A 15,281-nucleotide genomic window follows, 5' to 3' on the forward strand; every position below is an offset into this window, starting at 1 on the left:
AAACCCATGACAAACATCTCTGAAACACCCATTCTCGACGTTCAGGGCCTGGCCAAACAGTTTCGCCTGCACGCACAGGACGAACTCGTTCCGTCTTGTTCGGACGTCAACATGCGTGCGTTTCCCGGCCAGCTGGCCGCCCTGACCGGGCCCACCGGTGCGGGTAAATCGTCGGTACTGAAGTGCATCTACCGCACCTATCTGCCCAGCGAGGGCAGCATCCATTTTCGTCGGGCCGATGGCGAGGTCGTCGACCTGGCGCGGATCAGCGAACAGGACATGTTGCATTTGCGCCTGAGCGAACTGGGCTTTGTGACCCAGTTTCTGCACTGCGTACCGCGACGCCCGGCGGACGAAGTCGTGGCAGAACCACTGATCCTGCGGGGTATGGCCCTTGCAGATGCCCTGGCACAGGCCCGTGAGCTACTCAGGCGCCTGAACGTGCCGGAGCGCCTGTGGCGTTTGCCACCGGCTACCTTCTCCGGCGGCGAGAAGCAACGGGTCAACCTGGCACGGGGCCTCATTGCCAAACCCCGCCTACTCCTGCTGGATGAGCCGACTGCCAGCCTGGACAAAAACACTACGGGGCAAGTCATCGAACTGCTGCGGGAATTCAAGCAGGCCGGAGTGGCCATGGTCGCCATTTTCCACGACCCGGAACTGGTTACCGCCCTGGCCGATGCCGAATACCGGCTGGCACCGCCCCAAAGCCTGAGCCATTCAACCCCTGCCCCGGAGGCCTTACAGTCATGAGACGCCAATTACTGACCAACGCCCGACTTGTTCTGGAAGACACCGTTGAAGAGCGGGCCGACCTGTTGATCGAAAACGGCACCATTGCCGCCATCGGACCGACGGACACGCATGGAGCAGAACACATTGACCTAGAGGGCTGCCTGTTGGCACCGGGCCTGATCGACCTGCACTGCGATGCGCTGGAAAAAGAAGCCGAGCCCCGGCCCAACGTGCATTTTCCATTCGAGCTGGCCGCAGCCCTGGCGGACAAACGAAACGCCGTGGCAGGCATCACCACCGTTTACCACGCGCTGTCTTTTGCCAACCACGAACTTGGCGTTCGGAACAACGCGGTGGCCGCCGACCTGGCCCGGGCCATGGCCCGACACCGGCCCAACGGCATGGTGGATAACCGGGTGCATGCCCGTTACGAAGTGACCGATGAAAGCGCCCCGGATATCCTGAATGCCCTGTTGGCAGAGGGTTCCCTGCAGATGCTGTCCTTTATGGACCACAGCCCTGGCCAGGGCCAGTTCCGCGATGTGGAAGCCTATCGGGCTTATCTGGCCAAAACCTACAAGACATCCGCCGATGACGTGGATGCCATTCTGGACCAGAAACGCGCCGCCGCTCGGGGTGCCATGGCCCGCATGGAAAAGCTTGCCGGCGAGGCCCGGCATCACCAGGTCCCGTTAGCCAGCCACGATGACGACAGCGCTGAAAAAGTCGCTGTGCTGAAAGGCCTAGGCGCCCGCATATCGGAATTCCCGGTTAACCTTGAAACAGCAGTCGCGGCCCGGGATAACGGCCTTTCCACCCTGTTTGGTGCGCCCAACATCCTGCGCAACGCGTCCCAGTCCGGCAATATGAAGGCGCTGGACGCGGTTAAAGAAGGAGTGGCCGACTGTCTGTGCAGCGATTATTCACCGGCGGCGCTGTTACCGTCCGTCCTGCGGCTTGTAGAGAACGGCCACCTCTCGCTGCCGCAAGCTTTTGCTCTGGTTACTCGCAACCCGGCCAGAGCCACAGGTCTTGAAGATCGGGGCACCATTGCTCAAGGCAAGCGGGCGGACCTGATTGCCATCACAGGCAGCGGATTGCTCGCGCAGGCACGCCAGGTCTGGTCCGGTGGCCGGGAGGTGCTCAGATGGCAGGCACACTGATCTACCTCGTGGGCCCCTCGGGCAGTGGCAAGGACACCTTGATCAGCCTGGCCCGGCAACAGCTGGGTCAGGAGCCCGATGTCTGTTTTGCCCACCGCTACATTACCCGGCCGGCTTCAGCCGGTGGTGAAAATCATGTTGCCCTGACGGAAGAGGAATTCCTGGCGCGCCAGCGTGCCGGACTCTTCGCCATGAGCTGGGCAAGCCACGGTTGTCATTACGGTATTGGTATCGAGATCAATCAATGGCTGGCCAAGGGCCTGACCGTTGTGATGAACGGCTCAAGGGGGTATCTGAAGACCGCGTTACAGAATTACCCCGAACTGTGTCCGGTACTGATTGAGGTGGCCCCGGAGGTGCTCAAGGAACGGCTGGCCCGACGCGGCCGGGAAACACTGCAAGACATTGAACTGCGGCTGAACCGCAACAGCCAGTTCGACCTGGATGCAGAGACAGGCTACCTGCGGGTGGACAACACCCACTCGCCAGACGCCGCTAGCCAACGATTACTGACCATCATCAACCAGCACAGGAGACAGGGCGCGTGCGCGTAACCTTTCTTGGCACCGGGGGCGCCGGCGGTGTTCCCCGGTTTGGCTGCACTTGCCTCGCCTGCCAGCGGGCAAAAGGTAACCATAGGCATGTCCGGAGGCCCTGCTCGGCACTGATTGAAGACGGCAACCACAAGATACTGCTGGATGCCGGGCTGATGGACCTGCACGATCGCTTCGAACCGGGTGAGCTGAGCGCCATTGTGCTCACCCACTACCATCCCGATCACGTTCAGGGGTTGCTGCACCTGCGCTGGGGTAAAGGCGAGTCGATACCGGTTTACGGGCCACCCGATCCAGGTGGCTTCACCGATCTGTTCAAGCACCCCGGCATTCTGGACATCTTCGATCTGAGTGCGTTCGGGGCGTTAGAACTGGGAGATTTCATTCTAACGCCGCTGCCGTTGAATCATTCGAAACTCACCTTCGGTTACGCCATCGCCCATCGCAACGGCGCTCGGTTTGCGTACCTGACCGACACGCTTGGACTACCACAGGTAACGGACGATTTTCTCAGCCGCTGGCGTCCCAGCCACATAGCCGTGGATTGCAGTCATCCACCGGCTGATGTCTCGGGCAAAACACCGCAGAACCACAACGATGTCACCGCAGCCCTGGCAATGATTGAACGCAGTGGCGCGGAACAGGGCTGGCTGACCCATCTGGGCCACGAAACTGACTGCTGGCTGATGGCAAATGCCAGCGCTCTGCCGAAAAATGTGACGCCGGCAGCGGACGGGCTGAGCTTCGACATCACAACCAGCCATTCCCCGACATGATCAGCGCCACGGCCGCCCTGGCTGCATCGGTATTGATGCACGTGCTCTGGAACCTGATCGCCCGGCACCAGCCCGGCGCGGCCTGGCCGCTGTGGTGGGCTTTATTGGCGCATCTTGTACTACTGGCTCCCTGGGGGGCTTACGCACTTTGGCAAGCCGATGCTTGGTCATCCTCATTTCTGGGTTTAATGGCTGTTTCTGCCACCGCGAATGCTCTGTATTTTTTCAGTTTATGGAAATCCTACAAACACGCTCCCGTGGCCATGGTGTACCCGCTGGTGCGCAGCTCACCGGTTCTGATTGCGTTGTGGTGGTTGATGCTGACCGGCGAGTCGCCCAGCCCAGTGGGCTTGCTGGGCATTATGATCAGTGTTGCCGGGCTTATGATCCTGGCAGGCAGTCAATCGGAGGTCGGAGAGAGCGCCGCTATTCCCTGGGCGCTCCTGGCGATGGCATGCACCAGCGTGTATTCCATTTCCGACAAACTGGCGACCGGCCAATTGCCCGGGTTCGCTGCGATCATCGGGTTTGTATCGGTGGGATACAGTGCTGCCTTCCTGGTGCTGACTCTGGCATTGCGACGGCAGACGGGTCGTTGGACGCCGCCACAAAGACTGCCGGTTCCGATCATCGTGATTGGTGGGCTGTGCATCGGACTGGCCTATGCATTGGTTATCCATGCTATGCGGTTCTTACCTTCCGCGGAAGTCGTTGCCTATTCGAATACGGGAATTGTGCTCGCAACGCTCGCTTCCATTTACTGGTTTGGTGAAAAATCGAACACGGGCAGGCGCCTTATAGGCTCTGCAGTTATTTGCACCGGCCTTCTATTACTAGCGCTCTAAGACCGAAAACAATCTGTGACCATCCCCTATGTGTAATTTGCTGTGAGTACCTGATATCGGCAGCTTGAGGATGAAATGAGGAATCAATAGCTCAACCGAGCACGAACACCTCTGCCATGGCAATCATTCAGCGTCGGAAATTTGCTTTGCCAATCATACTGGATGAAAGAACTTTGATTGGCCTGGAGTCTGTGAAGAAAAGCCCCGACTCGAATGTTCGCTTTTGTTTATAAAGCGAGATAGCTCGCCTGTAACCTCTAACGAAAGGCGTTCTATTCGAAGAAACGAACCAACGCAGTGTATTCGACACGATTCACTGGCACGCTGTCCTCTTCCGCTGCGGCCTGCACACTAGAAAGAATCGAATCTCGTAGCCAAAAGGAGCGAGATTTTCCTTCACGGGGAGAGGCGAGGTACTGAATTTTTGTTGTCTTTCGGTCCGCGATCAGCTTCTCCATGGCCTCATCGAACACCTCTTGCATCAAGACGTCGTCTTGGACGGCCTTCATTTTAATGGATCGATGAAGGTCATCTGGCATTTTGACTTGTTGAAGGGTTCTCTCTGCTTTTTTCGCGGTGGTCATTGACTGCCTCGTTCTTTGCACACCGGCGCAGCAGGCGGGGCGGCGTCCGGTGGTGCAACTTGTTAGAGAATTCAATCCGTTTTAACTAGGACCAAATCTATAGTTGTTTACGAATGTGATTAATTTTATATGAATTAATCAGGATCGGATATACAACTTGAATCTCAAGAAGGCAGGCTATTTCAGTGAACCTCGGTCTCTGTTACCGCGGGGGGAGGAAGGGAGCACCTGTTGCGCTAATGGCAAAGTGAGTTTGAAAGTAGCGCCGAGCTGGCTTGGTTCTAGAACAATCAAGCCACCCATTTTCTCAACAAGCGTTTTACAGATGGAAAGGCCTAGCCCGAGACCACTGGATTTATTGGAGTGGATAAAGGGTTCGAAAACCTGGGAGCCAAGATGGGATGGAACGCCAGGCCCATTGTCCGAAATGGATAAGATCAGGTGCTGATCCTTCTCACGAAGTTTGCCAACAATCTCAATGCGCGGATTCTCCGCCGAGGACTCAAGAAGAGCTTCAAGAGCATTATCAATCAAATTTCCAAGAACGTGCATGAGAGCCGACTCGGAAACAAGGACATTCACCTCAACTCCCTGAGTCGAGAAAGCAACACCGGACAAGCGATCGGCGTTGAGCTTGGCGGCACGTTGAATCACTTTGGACAAGGGTGTGGGCTTCAATTCCAGTTCATGAGCAGATGTGGGCGCTAGAAAATCTCTCAGCTCACTTATCATGAGCTGGATTCTTTGAAGGCCCTCTGTGGCATCGGCTAGCGCCTCGCTACGTACTGTGTCACTGCTGTGACTCGCAGCGACGCGGGCAGCCGATAGCGCGTAGTTGAGAGGATTACCAATTTCGTGGATTAGGCCCCCCGCAAAATGGTTGAGGGTCCTCCACCGTTCCGAATGGATAAGCTGGGCTTCGCTGGCTTTCAGATCGCTGACGGCCCTTTCCAAATCGTTGTTCTTCGCTTCCAGCATCCTTTCTAGGCGGGTTCGCTGAATCAGATTGAACAGGCGAGTGGTAAGCTCTGGGCCAGAGAATGGCTTTGACAGAAAATCGTCTACGCCCAGTTTTAATGCCTGTTCTCGGACATTGCCTTTGGTATTGGCAGTTAGAAGGATGACCGGAATAGATCTGAGATCCTTGCTTGCCTTCAGCTCTTTCAGAATGTCGATACCATCCTTATCAGGCAGCATATGGTCGAGAAGTATCGCCGTCGGTTGAAGCTTTCGGATAACGTCGACCGCAGAGCCGCCTTCTGATACCCACTCAATGTCGTAACTGCTCTGCAGAAGATCCATGAGAACGGCGGCGATGTCTCTTTCATCCTCAACAATGACCAGCGTCGGACGATCGCTCAGAGCCCTCGTGGTTGATCGCACCAGATAGTGGAGTGATTGTCGCAGTTCAACCGCATCGAAAGGCTTTATTAAGAACGCATCCGCCCCGGCATCAGCGGCCGCTTGCTTTGTTGATGGACCGTTTTTGGCTGTGAGCATCACGATGGGCACGGTTTGACCGTGGGGATGCCGTCTGCACCAAGTCACAAATTCTGTTCCGCTCATGCCAGGAAGCATTTGGTCACTGATAACGCAGCTTGGCTTCAGTTGATCAAATAACTTTTGCCCCTCAAAAGCGTCGCATGCGATTTGAACCTGGAAGTCAGAGGACAACACCGTTCTTATGTAAGCCGCCATATCCGGTTCGTCATCAACCACCAGGCACAGAGGTTTATTGTTTTGGCTCCCTTGAACCTCTTTCTTGAAGCAGTTGAGATAATCAACTTCTGCGCTTCGTAAAAGATCCGAGCGATCATCCTCAATTACTGAGGGAGCTGGGATGTCTTGGTGGCACAGTGGAAGCGAGACAGTGAACGTTGCACCTGCTTCAAGTTTACTCTGGACGAAGATATTGCCGCCGTGGGATGAAACAATCTCTTTGACAAGTGCCAGGCCAATGCCCGTTCCGTGGTAGCGCCTGGTTTGTGAACCGTCGGCTTGGCGGTACCGCTCAAAAATCACGTCATGATCTTTTGGGTCAATGCCTATGCCATTGTCCGCGACGGTCAAAACCGCATGATCGTCGTCCTTCATGAGCGAGACAGACACTTCGCCTTCCTTGGCCGGTGAAAATTTAAAGGCGTTCTGAATAAGGTTGAAGCAAACGCGCTCTAGCTGCATCTCGCTTCCCAGGACGGGAACAACGTCATTGCTCACCGTGACCTTTAAACTCTTACCGTTTGCATCGCTGAATAACGCCGAAAGCTGTGATGCCGTGGATCTAACAATCTGATCAAAGGCTAACGGGGAAAACTTTGGTTGTTTTCTCCCAGATTCGAAAGACATGACCTCCAAAACATCGTTGACGAGTTTTATTAACCGAGCGCCGTTTCTTACGATCCGCTCAATAACAACTCGGGCCTGTTCAGAAAGGCGTTCACTTTCAGTGTCTAGAAGGTGCTTTGCAGGTCCGACAATAACGGTTAGAGGGGTGCGAAGCTCATGAGATACATTGGCTAGGAACTCTGACTTGAGGCGATCCATTTCCTCAAGTTCTTGGTTCTTTCTCTGAATTTCCTGTTCCTGGCAGAACGTGTAGAACCGCTCCCTCTCTGAAAAATAGGCAGCAATATTTGCCACGACGCCTGTCAGGAAGATGAAGTAGGAATTGTTGATGACGATGCGCCAGGCACCTTCTGGTATACCGGACGCAGCGCTTACGGCCCAGTAGCTTGCCAAGGTGAGAAAGGTATAAAAAAGCGCTTCTTTGAAGGTGAGACCCAGCATGAATCCGATGCCGAGCAGAACGAGGTTGATGCCAGCGTAGTAGGTCGATGTGGCTCCATCCGTTTGGTAGATGATGATTACGACTGTGAGAATGACCGACGACGTAAAAGCCGCGGTGACCAAAAATAGGTATGGCCGGACGCGAGGTAAGGTCGTTATGGCGTACATCGCCATAAGAAACGCAACTTCAGCGATTCTCAGGAAGGCAAAATGAACAAATTTCTCGGGGTAGACCACGTAATCAAGCGGAATGCCAAGCGTAACAATGATGATGGAAATCAGGCAGCCGATCCGGTTCAGGTACGCACGATCCGCCAAATTCTTGTGTTTGTAGGCCTGGCGATAATGCTTCAGATGCGAGACATCGCCAAAAGCTGGGCTGAATTGAGCGAGGCTACGCGTAAGCGACTTGATCATTTTTCTGGCCCACCCTGGCCATGAAGGTTTTGATGGCCGCCTCGTATTGAGGCCAGTTTTCAAACATTGGCATGTGGCCGCTCCCGTCTATAAGCGCGACATTGCTGTTCGGAAACATTGATGCCAGCTCATCGGTGCGCTCAATGGACACATAGGGGTCGCGGTTTCCACACATTACCAATACCGGACATTGAATGCTCGGGATTATGTCGCTCAGGTCCATGTTTGCCAGATCCCTGAAGTACACTCCCATCGATGCGCCGCTGATTTTTTGAAGAGCCGGAAAGTAGTAGGGCAGGTAGGCTTGAAACGCGGTTGTATTGACGGTCTTCTTGGGTTCGGCGAGCACATCACCGATAAACAACCTGTGAATGCCCAATGAGAGAGAACTGGCTCGTAATGCCGGCGAAATTAACGCGCGTCCGAAGGCGCCGAGTTTATTGGCCATCCACTGGAAAGCAGCGTATATGCCACCTTCCTCTTCTCCCGTCACTGCACCGCCGATGGAAATGAGGCCTTGAACACGATCGGGCGCCACTGCCGCTGCGGCGATGGCCGCGTGTGCTCCCGTAGAATGCCCAATGAGGATAAATGGTGCGGTCGGGCCCAGAAGATAATTGACCTGGTCGAGAACGGCGGTGGCAAGGCTGTCTGCGTCGAGTGTCGCAGAAGATTGAATCGAGGCCGACGGGTAGTGCCCAGGCAAGCCTATGATGAAGATCGGGCGATTACCAAACACAGATAGATGATCGGGCCACCAAAAATAGATAGAGCAAAGAAGGCCGTGGATCAGAACAACGGGTGTGCCTGGAGCATTTTCGTTAAATGCCAGGCATTTGAAGCCGTTGATGCCCGTTTCCTTGGGAGGCTGCGCTATCATCTTAAAACCTTCTATTACATTCCTTTGCGTGCAAAGATACGGTAGTTTGGCGGGAGTTTCCGGGGACGGAGCCACAAAACCGGATAACCTACCGCTAAAATGGGCACTGGTCAGCAGATTTAGCTTCGCTGATCCGGAAGAATGGGTCTTTATCTAAAGACAACACCACAAGGACTGTGTGTGATTCACTGCATTTCAGGGCAACCTGATGTGATTCGTTGTCAGCTTCCTTGCGACAACATCATATTTCACAACTACGAAAGCCCGCTTCCAACGCTATCAGTTGGAGGCATTCTCATATTTCACGAACCTTCTAGGCCATGGCTGACGAATCCTCCACGTTTGCCAACTTCGACGCATCGGATCCTGCTTGCGGAAAATCCCAGTGCCGGAGATATTAAGGCTGCAGTCAATCGCCTCGGAATTGCCCGAGTAACTGACCTGGCCGGGCTCTCCGCTTCAATAAAGAGCGTATTGCAGCTTTCGGCGCTTTCAGTTGCTCAAAGCCGCATCGAGGATTCGGCCTTATGACTGACTTGCCGATTTCCGTTGCTTTTGTTGATGACGAACCTCGCGCACTGAGAGCCTTCACTTGGGAGTTTGGCGAGGATTTTCAGGTTAAAACCTTTCCTGGTGGTGCAGAGCTATTGAGCGCGTTGGACGCTGGGGAGCATTTCGACGTGCTGATTAGTGATCAGCGAATGCCGGGGATGACGGGCGATCAAGTTCTTAGGCAGGTAAGCGAGAAATATCCGCAGATGCGGCGATTGGTAATGACAGCCTATGCTGATGTCGCGCCGCTTCAGAATTGTATTAATGACGCCGGCATTGACGGCTACCTTGAAAAACCGTGGGATCCGGCTGAGGTTCGTGAATTTGTCCAGCGCTCGCATGAGCGCCGTTCGCAAGAGATAGAAAGAGAAAAACGCCGCATATTTGCAGCGGGTGAGCGATGGACGATTATCCGGAAAGATAGAGAACGGGACCTTGCTCAGATCTGTGCGGCCTTGGGTTTCGACCACAATGTGTGCTCCACTTTTTTTCACGTTTTAGAACTTGCGTCGACGCCGCGGGCTTATGATTGGTCCGATTTGTTGCTTGTTGATAAAAATCTAGAACAAGAGCTTGCGCTAGATTTTCTGTCGATGATCGAGTCGCTAATGCTGACAGGGTCAGAACTGCCAGACCCTGCACGGCGAGCTCTTTTTTATTGGTGGATGCTGCTACGAGGGTGTCCAGAAGGGCAGGGTAGCCGCTTTTTCCAGCATGAAAATCAAGAAAAAAACATCTCCCTTTCCTTCGATGCCGGTGCCCCGTTTGGAGACAGCATCCTGGATCCCTGTGGTGATCGGGACTCCAATACCTTGCGGCAAAATGCTCTGCTCTTGCTAATTATTCGGGAGCTTGAAAATCTGGGTGGCCGTTTGGATCTGGAGGCAGATAAGACTCGGTTTCGTGGGGATTTGCTCATTCAAGCCTATTCGGGGGTTACAGGATGAGTTACGTGAATATAACCATCATTTACCCCTACCGACTTCTTGCCGATGCATTTGCAATCAGCATTAACAAGCTGCCGGATTTTTACGTTGCTCATCAAATCGAAGCTTTGAGCGAGTTGTGGGAAAGCGTAGAAGACACCGATCTGATCCTAGTGGATTCGGACCTTTTGAAACAGTCTTCGTTCAGAGACATCGTAAAAATTAAAAAGCGGTTTCCACAGGCAGAATTAGTCGTCCTGGGTATCGTTTCTGCACCAGAGGTTTTGATTGCCAGAGGTTGTGCTGGCTATATCGACCTTCACAGAGGTTTCGATGAAGCCATTCATCTGATCACCAGAGTAGGTCGCGGTGCTGCGGGTGGCATTTTGTCGAGCTCTAAGTCGGCGTCGGTGAGCGCTATGGACACACTTTCCTTGCGAGAAAGCCAAACCCTGAATCTCATATGGGACGGCATGACGAATAAAGAGATCTGCGATTTCCTTGGGGTAAAGCAACAAACGGTTAGCTCTTACGTGAACCGCTTGTGTGAAAAGCTCGGTGTGGAAACACGCAACGGCATCTTTCTTCTCAGTAGCCGGCTGCGGGATAAAACCTTGTAGGTTTTTTAAGACATTTTTTGTCTGTTTTTTACTACAGACACTTTACAATCCGTAACATAAACTCTCCTCCTATATAAGGACATATATTGAGGAAACGGACTAATGATTGCTCTAACGAAAGGAAGCTCCATCTCAACCTCATTGTTTGTGTGTATTCGGGATGGAAGAACGGGCGGCTTCACAACAAATTTTCATCAAATCGTGTCGACGGATCCTTCTGTATCTTTTCATTCCCCGAACCCCTCAAAAGGCGCACTTGAGGCCATTGCGCTAAACATCTTGACGCTTGTATTTCCAGGCGAGGAAATCGAACTACCTATTGGCCGCTGCTCTACCCTAGCCATGAGTTTGCACAGGATGTTTGTGGAAGACGTGCTTTCGACGATGCCTGAGGAAGGCGGCAATCTTCCGTTTGCAGTCGTTAGGGACTGGGCACTGGAAATCAGTGCAAACAGCGCGCAGCACTTTGCGAAGATCCCCGCTTGAACACTGGCCTTGCGGAGTCCTGATTTATGACGGCTAGTGACGAAACGCTCGTAAAGCACTTTGAACTTTCACCCAAGCGTCCATTGGACGGCTTTCAAACTGTCAAAGGGAAATGGCATGAAAAAATTACGCGCTCTCTTGGCCAATCTCATGGTCGTCACCAGCTCTTTCACGTTTGCCGATTCTATTCGAGGCGTCACCGTTGGTGATCATTACTCAGCTCTTGACCTCTATTTCACAGAAGGTGAGCTCGACACTTCTGATGACCCGATGGGCAAGGACTACGGGTTTCAAGTTCACAGACTTGAGGTAGAGGATGCGATTCTCTTTGCCAGGTCACTTCCAACGGGCGAGCTCTACGACATCAATTTCGCTCAACTAGTGCCGATGAACCAGGCCGACGAATTCAAAGATGCTTTGTGTGAAAAGTACGCGATTTCACCTTGTGAGTGGGATACCACCACTCTGAAAACTCTCACCGGAAAGCCCTTACCCCAGTTCCAGGGTATGCGGACGGCGGGTGATACCACCATTACGGTGGGGATCTCCCAACCAAGACGATCTGATCAGAGGGGATTTGTCTGGGCCGGTGCAGACATCAACAAGGGTCATCCAAAGGATTTGATTAATAAGTGGAAGCATGAGGCGCGCCTTGCTGAAGAAGAACAAAATGTAAAGGCGGCCCGTGAAATCAGCGAAAAAGCCGATCGTGTTGAAATGAAGTTTTAGGCCCTTTCCGGTGCAATCTGGCCGTCATTGGGTTGCCCCTTGCCGCGATTCAGTTGCCCCTCGCCGTCATCGGGTTGTGACAAACCTTCCTTGGGTTGTTTCTCATGTGACACGATTGCGCGATGTATCGCGTATGGTACACTTCGGAAAGGTTGTCATCGGAGGAACCGCACAATGAGCAGCGCCGCCCCGATCCACCCCGGAATACATCTGGGACACGAAATTGAGCGCCACGAACTGAATAAGCGCCAAACTGCTGGATCGCTACAGATAGGAAGGATGACGCTTTATCGCCTGATTAAAGGCGAGGCTGACATCACCGTTGATTTGGCACTGCGCCTGGAAGCAGGGTTTGGGGTTCCAGCGGTGAAGTGGTTGGAAATGCAGGCTGATTATGATCGATGGCAACATCAAGTGAAGGGATCTGAGTTGTCTCGTATTCCCCGGCTAGTAGAGCCAGAAACCAAGTCTCAGCAGGAACTAAATATGCTTTTCTAACAGGCAAAAGAAAAGGCCCGATCTGGTAAATCGGGCCTTTCCAAGAAAATGGGCACCAAGCTGCAACTTGAGTGCCTGATGTGCGAGCTCCGCGCTAAACGAAGGAACACACGAACAGCCTTCAATATAGCGCGTCATGGCTCCCTTTTGCAAGAAATAAGGGTAGAGAATGACGATAGCACCTCTCTACACGCTCTATTCACCCATGGAAAGGGGAATTCAGCGTGGCAACATCACCTGACGTAAGGCCGGATAACGAGGCCTTCTCCATGCCTGGGTCGTCTTTGCTTCGTGTTTTTGACGAAGCGCCCTATCTGTGTCGCTGTTCCGACAATAAGACCGCGGCTTACGTTAAACCCAGGGCAAATGCGGTGAATTGGCCTTACATGCAGGTCAATCGCAAGAACGTGGTCTCTTGGCTGGTTTTCGATTTAGACCATAACAATCCGATGATTTGGGAAGACGCAGCGTTACCGCCTCCTAACCTCATCGTTCGTAACCCGGAAACCAGCAGTGCTCACCTTTTTTATGCAATCACACCGGTTCTTACGGGCCCTGAAGCCCGACAGCAACCGATTGATTTCCTGAAAGCTGTTTATCGCTCAATGGCGCTGAAATTAAAGGCGGATCTTGCTTACAGCGGACCTGTGGCAAAGACACCGGGCCATCCCTGGTGGCAGACCACGGAGCTTCATAATTCTGAATACTCTCTTGGTGAATTGCAGCCGGCGAGCGACCTTGAGTACATACCTCCATGGCGAGGCGTTCCAGATCTGGAGACCGTCAGCCACTCCAGACACTGTACGTTGTTCGAGCAGGTTCGATTCTTTGCCTATGCGATCGTGCGGCAGGAACGTGAACAGGGCTCTGAAAGCTCCTTTATAAAGAGGGTGGAGCAGTACGCACGGAGTAAGAACCGATTTTCCGGACGTCACTACAAATCCGGCAAGCTTCGCCAGAGCCAGGTTCGTGCGACGGTAAAATCGATTACTCGCTGGACCTGGTCAAAGTATTACGGCGCCGCCGATTGTGCTCGTGGCACCATGCTGTTAGATCGCTCAATACCGCTGCCTGAGAAGCAGCGTTTGGCAGCCAGGTACACGCACAAGGAGCGCGTTAAGAAGACCGAAGAGAGGATTCGGACAGCCGTTACCAATCTTGAAGCTGAGGGGATTGCACTGACACAGAAGGCAGTTGCTGAAGCTTCAGGACTTTCCCGCCAAACCGTTGCAAAACACAAACATTTACTCGCGCCGGCCGGCCGCAATGTTGTCGATTTTCTTGTCGAAAAGCGGCGTCTAAACGCTGGCAAATCCCATGTTAAAAATGCTGTCTATCAGATAACTGCTTCGCTTTTGGTTCCTTTGTTGTTTGATCGTGGTCGCTCTCTAGTGCCGGCGCGGACGATTAGAATGTTGTCCGATTCAGGCAGTGTGTCTGAGAATTGTGAGAGTGTGAGGCTGGATACCAGCTAAGTCGTGTCTTCGTATTTTCTTGGTTCTTTGCTGTTGGCTTTTAAAGGGTAGAGTGGATTTTAAAGAAATGACGGCGCCATTGTGGTATTCTATTTTTGCCAAATGGCGGGAGGTTCATATGTCAGCGATTACTGAGAAAAAACAGAGCCCTAAAGGGCATTTTGGGCCTGGGAAGGCGAATGTTAGCGGTGTTTATGGGGGGCGTGGTGCTGTGAAAGCCCATCGCTCAACTATCACCGGAAAGTACGTATTTTCGGGCGTTCAGGGCGTAAAAAAAATCCGACGCGGGGGCAAGGCTAAGGAACTGGATGCCCTGAAGGCCCTTTACGACATCGACGACACTGTTTTGTGCACATTGTTGGATATTTCCCCGCGCACCTTGGTGCGCAGACGTGAAGATGGAACCGTGAACAAAGCAGAACTGGATCGAGTAGCGACTTTGCACCTGGTGATGCGTGACGCCGTGGAACTGTTCGAAGGTGATAGGGATAAGGCACGACGTTGGCTGAAGCGTCCGGTGCGAGCCCTTGAGCACCAGTGCCCAATAGATCTTCTGGATACCGAGGCTGGTATTCGTATGGTACGGGATCTGATTGGTCAGCTTGAGCACGGCGTGTACGCATGAAGGCGTACCGTATTACAAAACGAAAACACAAGGATACCGCGTTTTCCGGGTTTGGTGCGCGCCAATATGGGGGGCGTTGGAATCTGCCCAATCACTCTGCGGTATATCTGTCGGAGAGCATTGCCCTTGCTCAACTAGAAGTCCTGGTTAACCTGGGTGAAGAGGATAGTCTTCAGAATTATCTATTGTTTCAAATTGAAGTCCCAGACAGCCAACTTATGGTCCTGGCCGATGACGCTTACCCAAAAGATTGGAACGCGACAAGAGTCTCAGCAGATACTCAAGAGATCGGAACTGATTTTCTTATCAGCGGTGAAGCGCTTGCATTGGCGGTTCGTTCGTGTGTTGTGCCACAAGAATATAATCTCGTTCTTAATCCAGAACACCCTGGCGCCGAAGCGGTTATCGAAGAGGCAGTTGAGGTAACATTCCAATTTGATGATCGACTGCGCTCTGATTCCTGAAGAGTTGACTGCGTATCACCTAAAGAACATAAGGGAACGTTCGAGTCAGGCCTTTTCTTCAAAGATTTCGAGCCATCGCATGCAGTATGATTAGAGCGCAAATTGCATAGGCTGAATGAATACATGGTAGTAGAGTTCAGTACCCGGCTAAGTCATTGTTTTGTT

The 15,281-nt window shown here is 52.9% G+C and carries 16 protein-coding genes; 13 read left to right on the forward strand and 3 right to left on the reverse strand.

The genetic code is table 11. The annotated features are described in order from the left end of the window. Positions 1-6: 6 nt before the first annotated feature. From phnL to KEHDKFFH_RS16500, 5 genes are read left to right on the forward strand one after another with little or no spacing between them, the layout of a single operon-like run. On the forward strand, positions 7-753 hold the full coding sequence (gene phnL / locus KEHDKFFH_RS16480; RefSeq protein WP_104322919.1) for a phosphonate C-P lyase system protein PhnL: 747 nt from the start codon (positions 7-9) through the stop codon (positions 751-753). Further along, positions 750-1,898 (forward strand): alpha-D-ribose 1-methylphosphonate 5-triphosphate diphosphatase, encoded by a 1,149-nt coding sequence (locus tag KEHDKFFH_RS16485; protein WP_104322920.1) that lies wholly within the window; start codon positions 750-752, stop codon positions 1,896-1,898. The genes phnL and KEHDKFFH_RS16485 overlap by 4 nt, the downstream gene beginning before the upstream one ends. Then, on the forward strand, positions 1,883-2,452 hold the full coding sequence (phnN, locus tag KEHDKFFH_RS16490) for a phosphonate metabolism protein/1,5-bisphosphokinase (PRPP-forming) PhnN (RefSeq protein ID WP_104322921.1): 570 nt from the start codon (positions 1,883-1,885) through the stop codon (positions 2,450-2,452). The genes KEHDKFFH_RS16485 and phnN overlap by 16 nt, the downstream gene beginning before the upstream one ends. Next, a complete protein-coding gene (phnP, locus tag KEHDKFFH_RS16495; RefSeq protein WP_104322922.1) occupies positions 2,443-3,228 on the forward strand; it encodes a phosphonate metabolism protein PhnP in 786 nt (261 codons plus the stop codon). The genes phnN and phnP overlap by 10 nt, the downstream gene beginning before the upstream one ends. Next, positions 3,225-4,073 (forward strand): EamA family transporter, encoded by an 849-nt coding sequence (locus KEHDKFFH_RS16500; RefSeq protein WP_104322923.1) that lies wholly within the window; start codon positions 3,225-3,227, stop codon positions 4,071-4,073. The genes phnP and KEHDKFFH_RS16500 overlap by 4 nt, the downstream gene beginning before the upstream one ends. 272 nt (positions 4,074-4,345) lie before the next feature. On the opposite strand, the gene KEHDKFFH_RS16505 is transcribed toward KEHDKFFH_RS16500, so the two are convergent. From KEHDKFFH_RS16505 to KEHDKFFH_RS16515, 3 genes are all read right to left on the reverse strand, one after another. Next, the gene (locus tag KEHDKFFH_RS16505; protein ID WP_104322924.1) at positions 4,346-4,657 is read right to left on the reverse strand and encodes a hypothetical protein; all 312 of its coding nucleotides are present in this window, start codon (positions 4,655-4,657) and stop codon (positions 4,346-4,348) included. Positions 4,658-4,834: 177 nt separating this feature from the next. Further along, positions 4,835-7,861: an ATP-binding protein gene (locus KEHDKFFH_RS16510; RefSeq protein ID WP_104322925.1), complete on the reverse strand. Its 3,027-nt coding sequence runs from the start codon at positions 7,859-7,861 to the stop codon at positions 4,835-4,837. Beyond that, positions 7,839-8,741: an alpha/beta fold hydrolase gene (locus KEHDKFFH_RS16515; RefSeq protein ID WP_104322926.1), complete on the reverse strand. Its 903-nt coding sequence runs from the start codon at positions 8,739-8,741 to the stop codon at positions 7,839-7,841. Before KEHDKFFH_RS16515 ends, KEHDKFFH_RS16510 begins: the two co-directional genes overlap by 23 nt. A 527-nt stretch (positions 8,742-9,268) precedes the next feature. Here KEHDKFFH_RS16515 and KEHDKFFH_RS16520 point away from each other — a divergent pair. The 8 genes from KEHDKFFH_RS16520 to KEHDKFFH_RS16555 all read left to right on the forward strand — a co-directional run bounded on the left by KEHDKFFH_RS16520 (position 9,269) and on the right by KEHDKFFH_RS16555 (position 15,116). Next, on the forward strand, positions 9,269-10,240 hold the full coding sequence (locus KEHDKFFH_RS16520; protein WP_104322927.1) for a response regulator: 972 nt from the start codon (positions 9,269-9,271) through the stop codon (positions 10,238-10,240). Positions 10,241-10,245: 5 nt separating this feature from the next. Continuing rightward, positions 10,246-10,839 carry a helix-turn-helix transcriptional regulator gene (locus KEHDKFFH_RS16525; protein WP_158253207.1) on the forward strand — a complete coding sequence of 198 codons (594 nt, stop codon included), beginning with the start codon at positions 10,246-10,248 and terminating at the stop codon, positions 10,837-10,839. Between the two features lie 102 nt (positions 10,840-10,941). Next, entirely contained in the window at positions 10,942-11,325 is a 384-nt protein-coding gene (locus KEHDKFFH_RS16530; protein ID WP_104322929.1) for a hypothetical protein, read from the forward strand. 117 nt (positions 11,326-11,442) lie between these two features. Continuing rightward, positions 11,443-12,054 carry a hypothetical protein gene (locus KEHDKFFH_RS16535; RefSeq protein ID WP_104322930.1) on the forward strand — a complete coding sequence of 204 codons (612 nt, stop codon included), beginning with the start codon at positions 11,443-11,445 and terminating at the stop codon, positions 12,052-12,054. A gap of 174 nt (positions 12,055-12,228) precedes the next feature. Further along, positions 12,229-12,552 carry a HigA family addiction module antitoxin gene (locus tag KEHDKFFH_RS16540; RefSeq protein ID WP_104322931.1) on the forward strand — a complete coding sequence of 108 codons (324 nt, stop codon included), beginning with the start codon at positions 12,229-12,231 and terminating at the stop codon, positions 12,550-12,552. A gap of 224 nt (positions 12,553-12,776) precedes the next feature. After that, on the forward strand, positions 12,777-14,027 hold the full coding sequence (locus tag KEHDKFFH_RS16545; RefSeq protein ID WP_146084226.1) for a replication initiation protein: 1,251 nt from the start codon (positions 12,777-12,779) through the stop codon (positions 14,025-14,027). Positions 14,028-14,079: 52 nt separating this feature from the next. After that, complete coding sequence (gene parS, locus KEHDKFFH_RS16550; protein WP_146084227.1) at positions 14,080-14,652, forward strand: type II RES/Xre toxin-antitoxin system antitoxin; 573 nt, start codon at positions 14,080-14,082, stop codon at positions 14,650-14,652. Continuing rightward, the gene (locus tag KEHDKFFH_RS16555; protein ID WP_104322934.1) at positions 14,649-15,116 is read left to right on the forward strand and encodes an RES family NAD+ phosphorylase; all 468 of its coding nucleotides are present in this window, start codon (positions 14,649-14,651) and stop codon (positions 15,114-15,116) included. Before parS ends, KEHDKFFH_RS16555 begins: the two co-directional genes overlap by 4 nt. Positions 15,117-15,281: the final 165 nt, after the last annotated feature.

Source organism: Marinobacter maroccanus (assembly GCF_002933275.1).
In the GTDB taxonomy this organism is placed as follows: domain Bacteria; phylum Pseudomonadota; class Gammaproteobacteria; order Pseudomonadales; family Oleiphilaceae; genus Marinobacter; species Marinobacter maroccanus.

What these genes read in the sequence shown, in the direction of transcription:
- phnL (WP_104322919.1), top strand. Translation starts at nt 7, where the DNA reads ATGACAAACATCTCTGAAACACCCATTCTCGACGTTCAGGGCCTGGCC.
- KEHDKFFH_RS16485 (WP_104322920.1), top strand. Translation starts at nt 750, where the DNA reads ATGAGACGCCAATTACTGACCAACGCCCGACTTGTTCTGGAAGACACC.
- phnN (WP_104322921.1), top strand. Translation starts at nt 1,883, where the DNA reads ATGGCAGGCACACTGATCTACCTCGTGGGCCCCTCGGGCAGTGGCAAG.
- KEHDKFFH_RS16500 (WP_104322923.1), top strand. Translation starts at nt 3,225, where the DNA reads ATGATCAGCGCCACGGCCGCCCTGGCTGCATCGGTATTGATGCACGTG.
- KEHDKFFH_RS16505 (WP_104322924.1), bottom strand. Translation starts at nt 4,657, where the DNA reads ATGACCACCGCGAAAAAAGCAGAGAGAACCCTTCAACAAGTCAAAATG.
- KEHDKFFH_RS16510 (WP_104322925.1), bottom strand. Translation starts at nt 7,861, where the DNA reads ATGATCAAGTCGCTTACGCGTAGCCTCGCTCAATTCAGCCCAGCTTTT.
- KEHDKFFH_RS16515 (WP_104322926.1), bottom strand. Translation starts at nt 8,741, where the DNA reads ATGATAGCGCAGCCTCCCAAGGAAACGGGCATCAACGGCTTCAAATGC.
- KEHDKFFH_RS16520 (WP_104322927.1), top strand. Translation starts at nt 9,269, where the DNA reads ATGACTGACTTGCCGATTTCCGTTGCTTTTGTTGATGACGAACCTCGC.
- KEHDKFFH_RS16530 (WP_104322929.1), top strand. Translation starts at nt 10,942, where the DNA reads ATGATTGCTCTAACGAAAGGAAGCTCCATCTCAACCTCATTGTTTGTG.
- KEHDKFFH_RS16535 (WP_104322930.1), top strand. Translation starts at nt 11,443, where the DNA reads ATGAAAAAATTACGCGCTCTCTTGGCCAATCTCATGGTCGTCACCAGC.
- KEHDKFFH_RS16540 (WP_104322931.1), top strand. Translation starts at nt 12,229, where the DNA reads ATGAGCAGCGCCGCCCCGATCCACCCCGGAATACATCTGGGACACGAA.
- KEHDKFFH_RS16555 (WP_104322934.1), top strand. Translation starts at nt 14,649, where the DNA reads ATGAAGGCGTACCGTATTACAAAACGAAAACACAAGGATACCGCGTTT.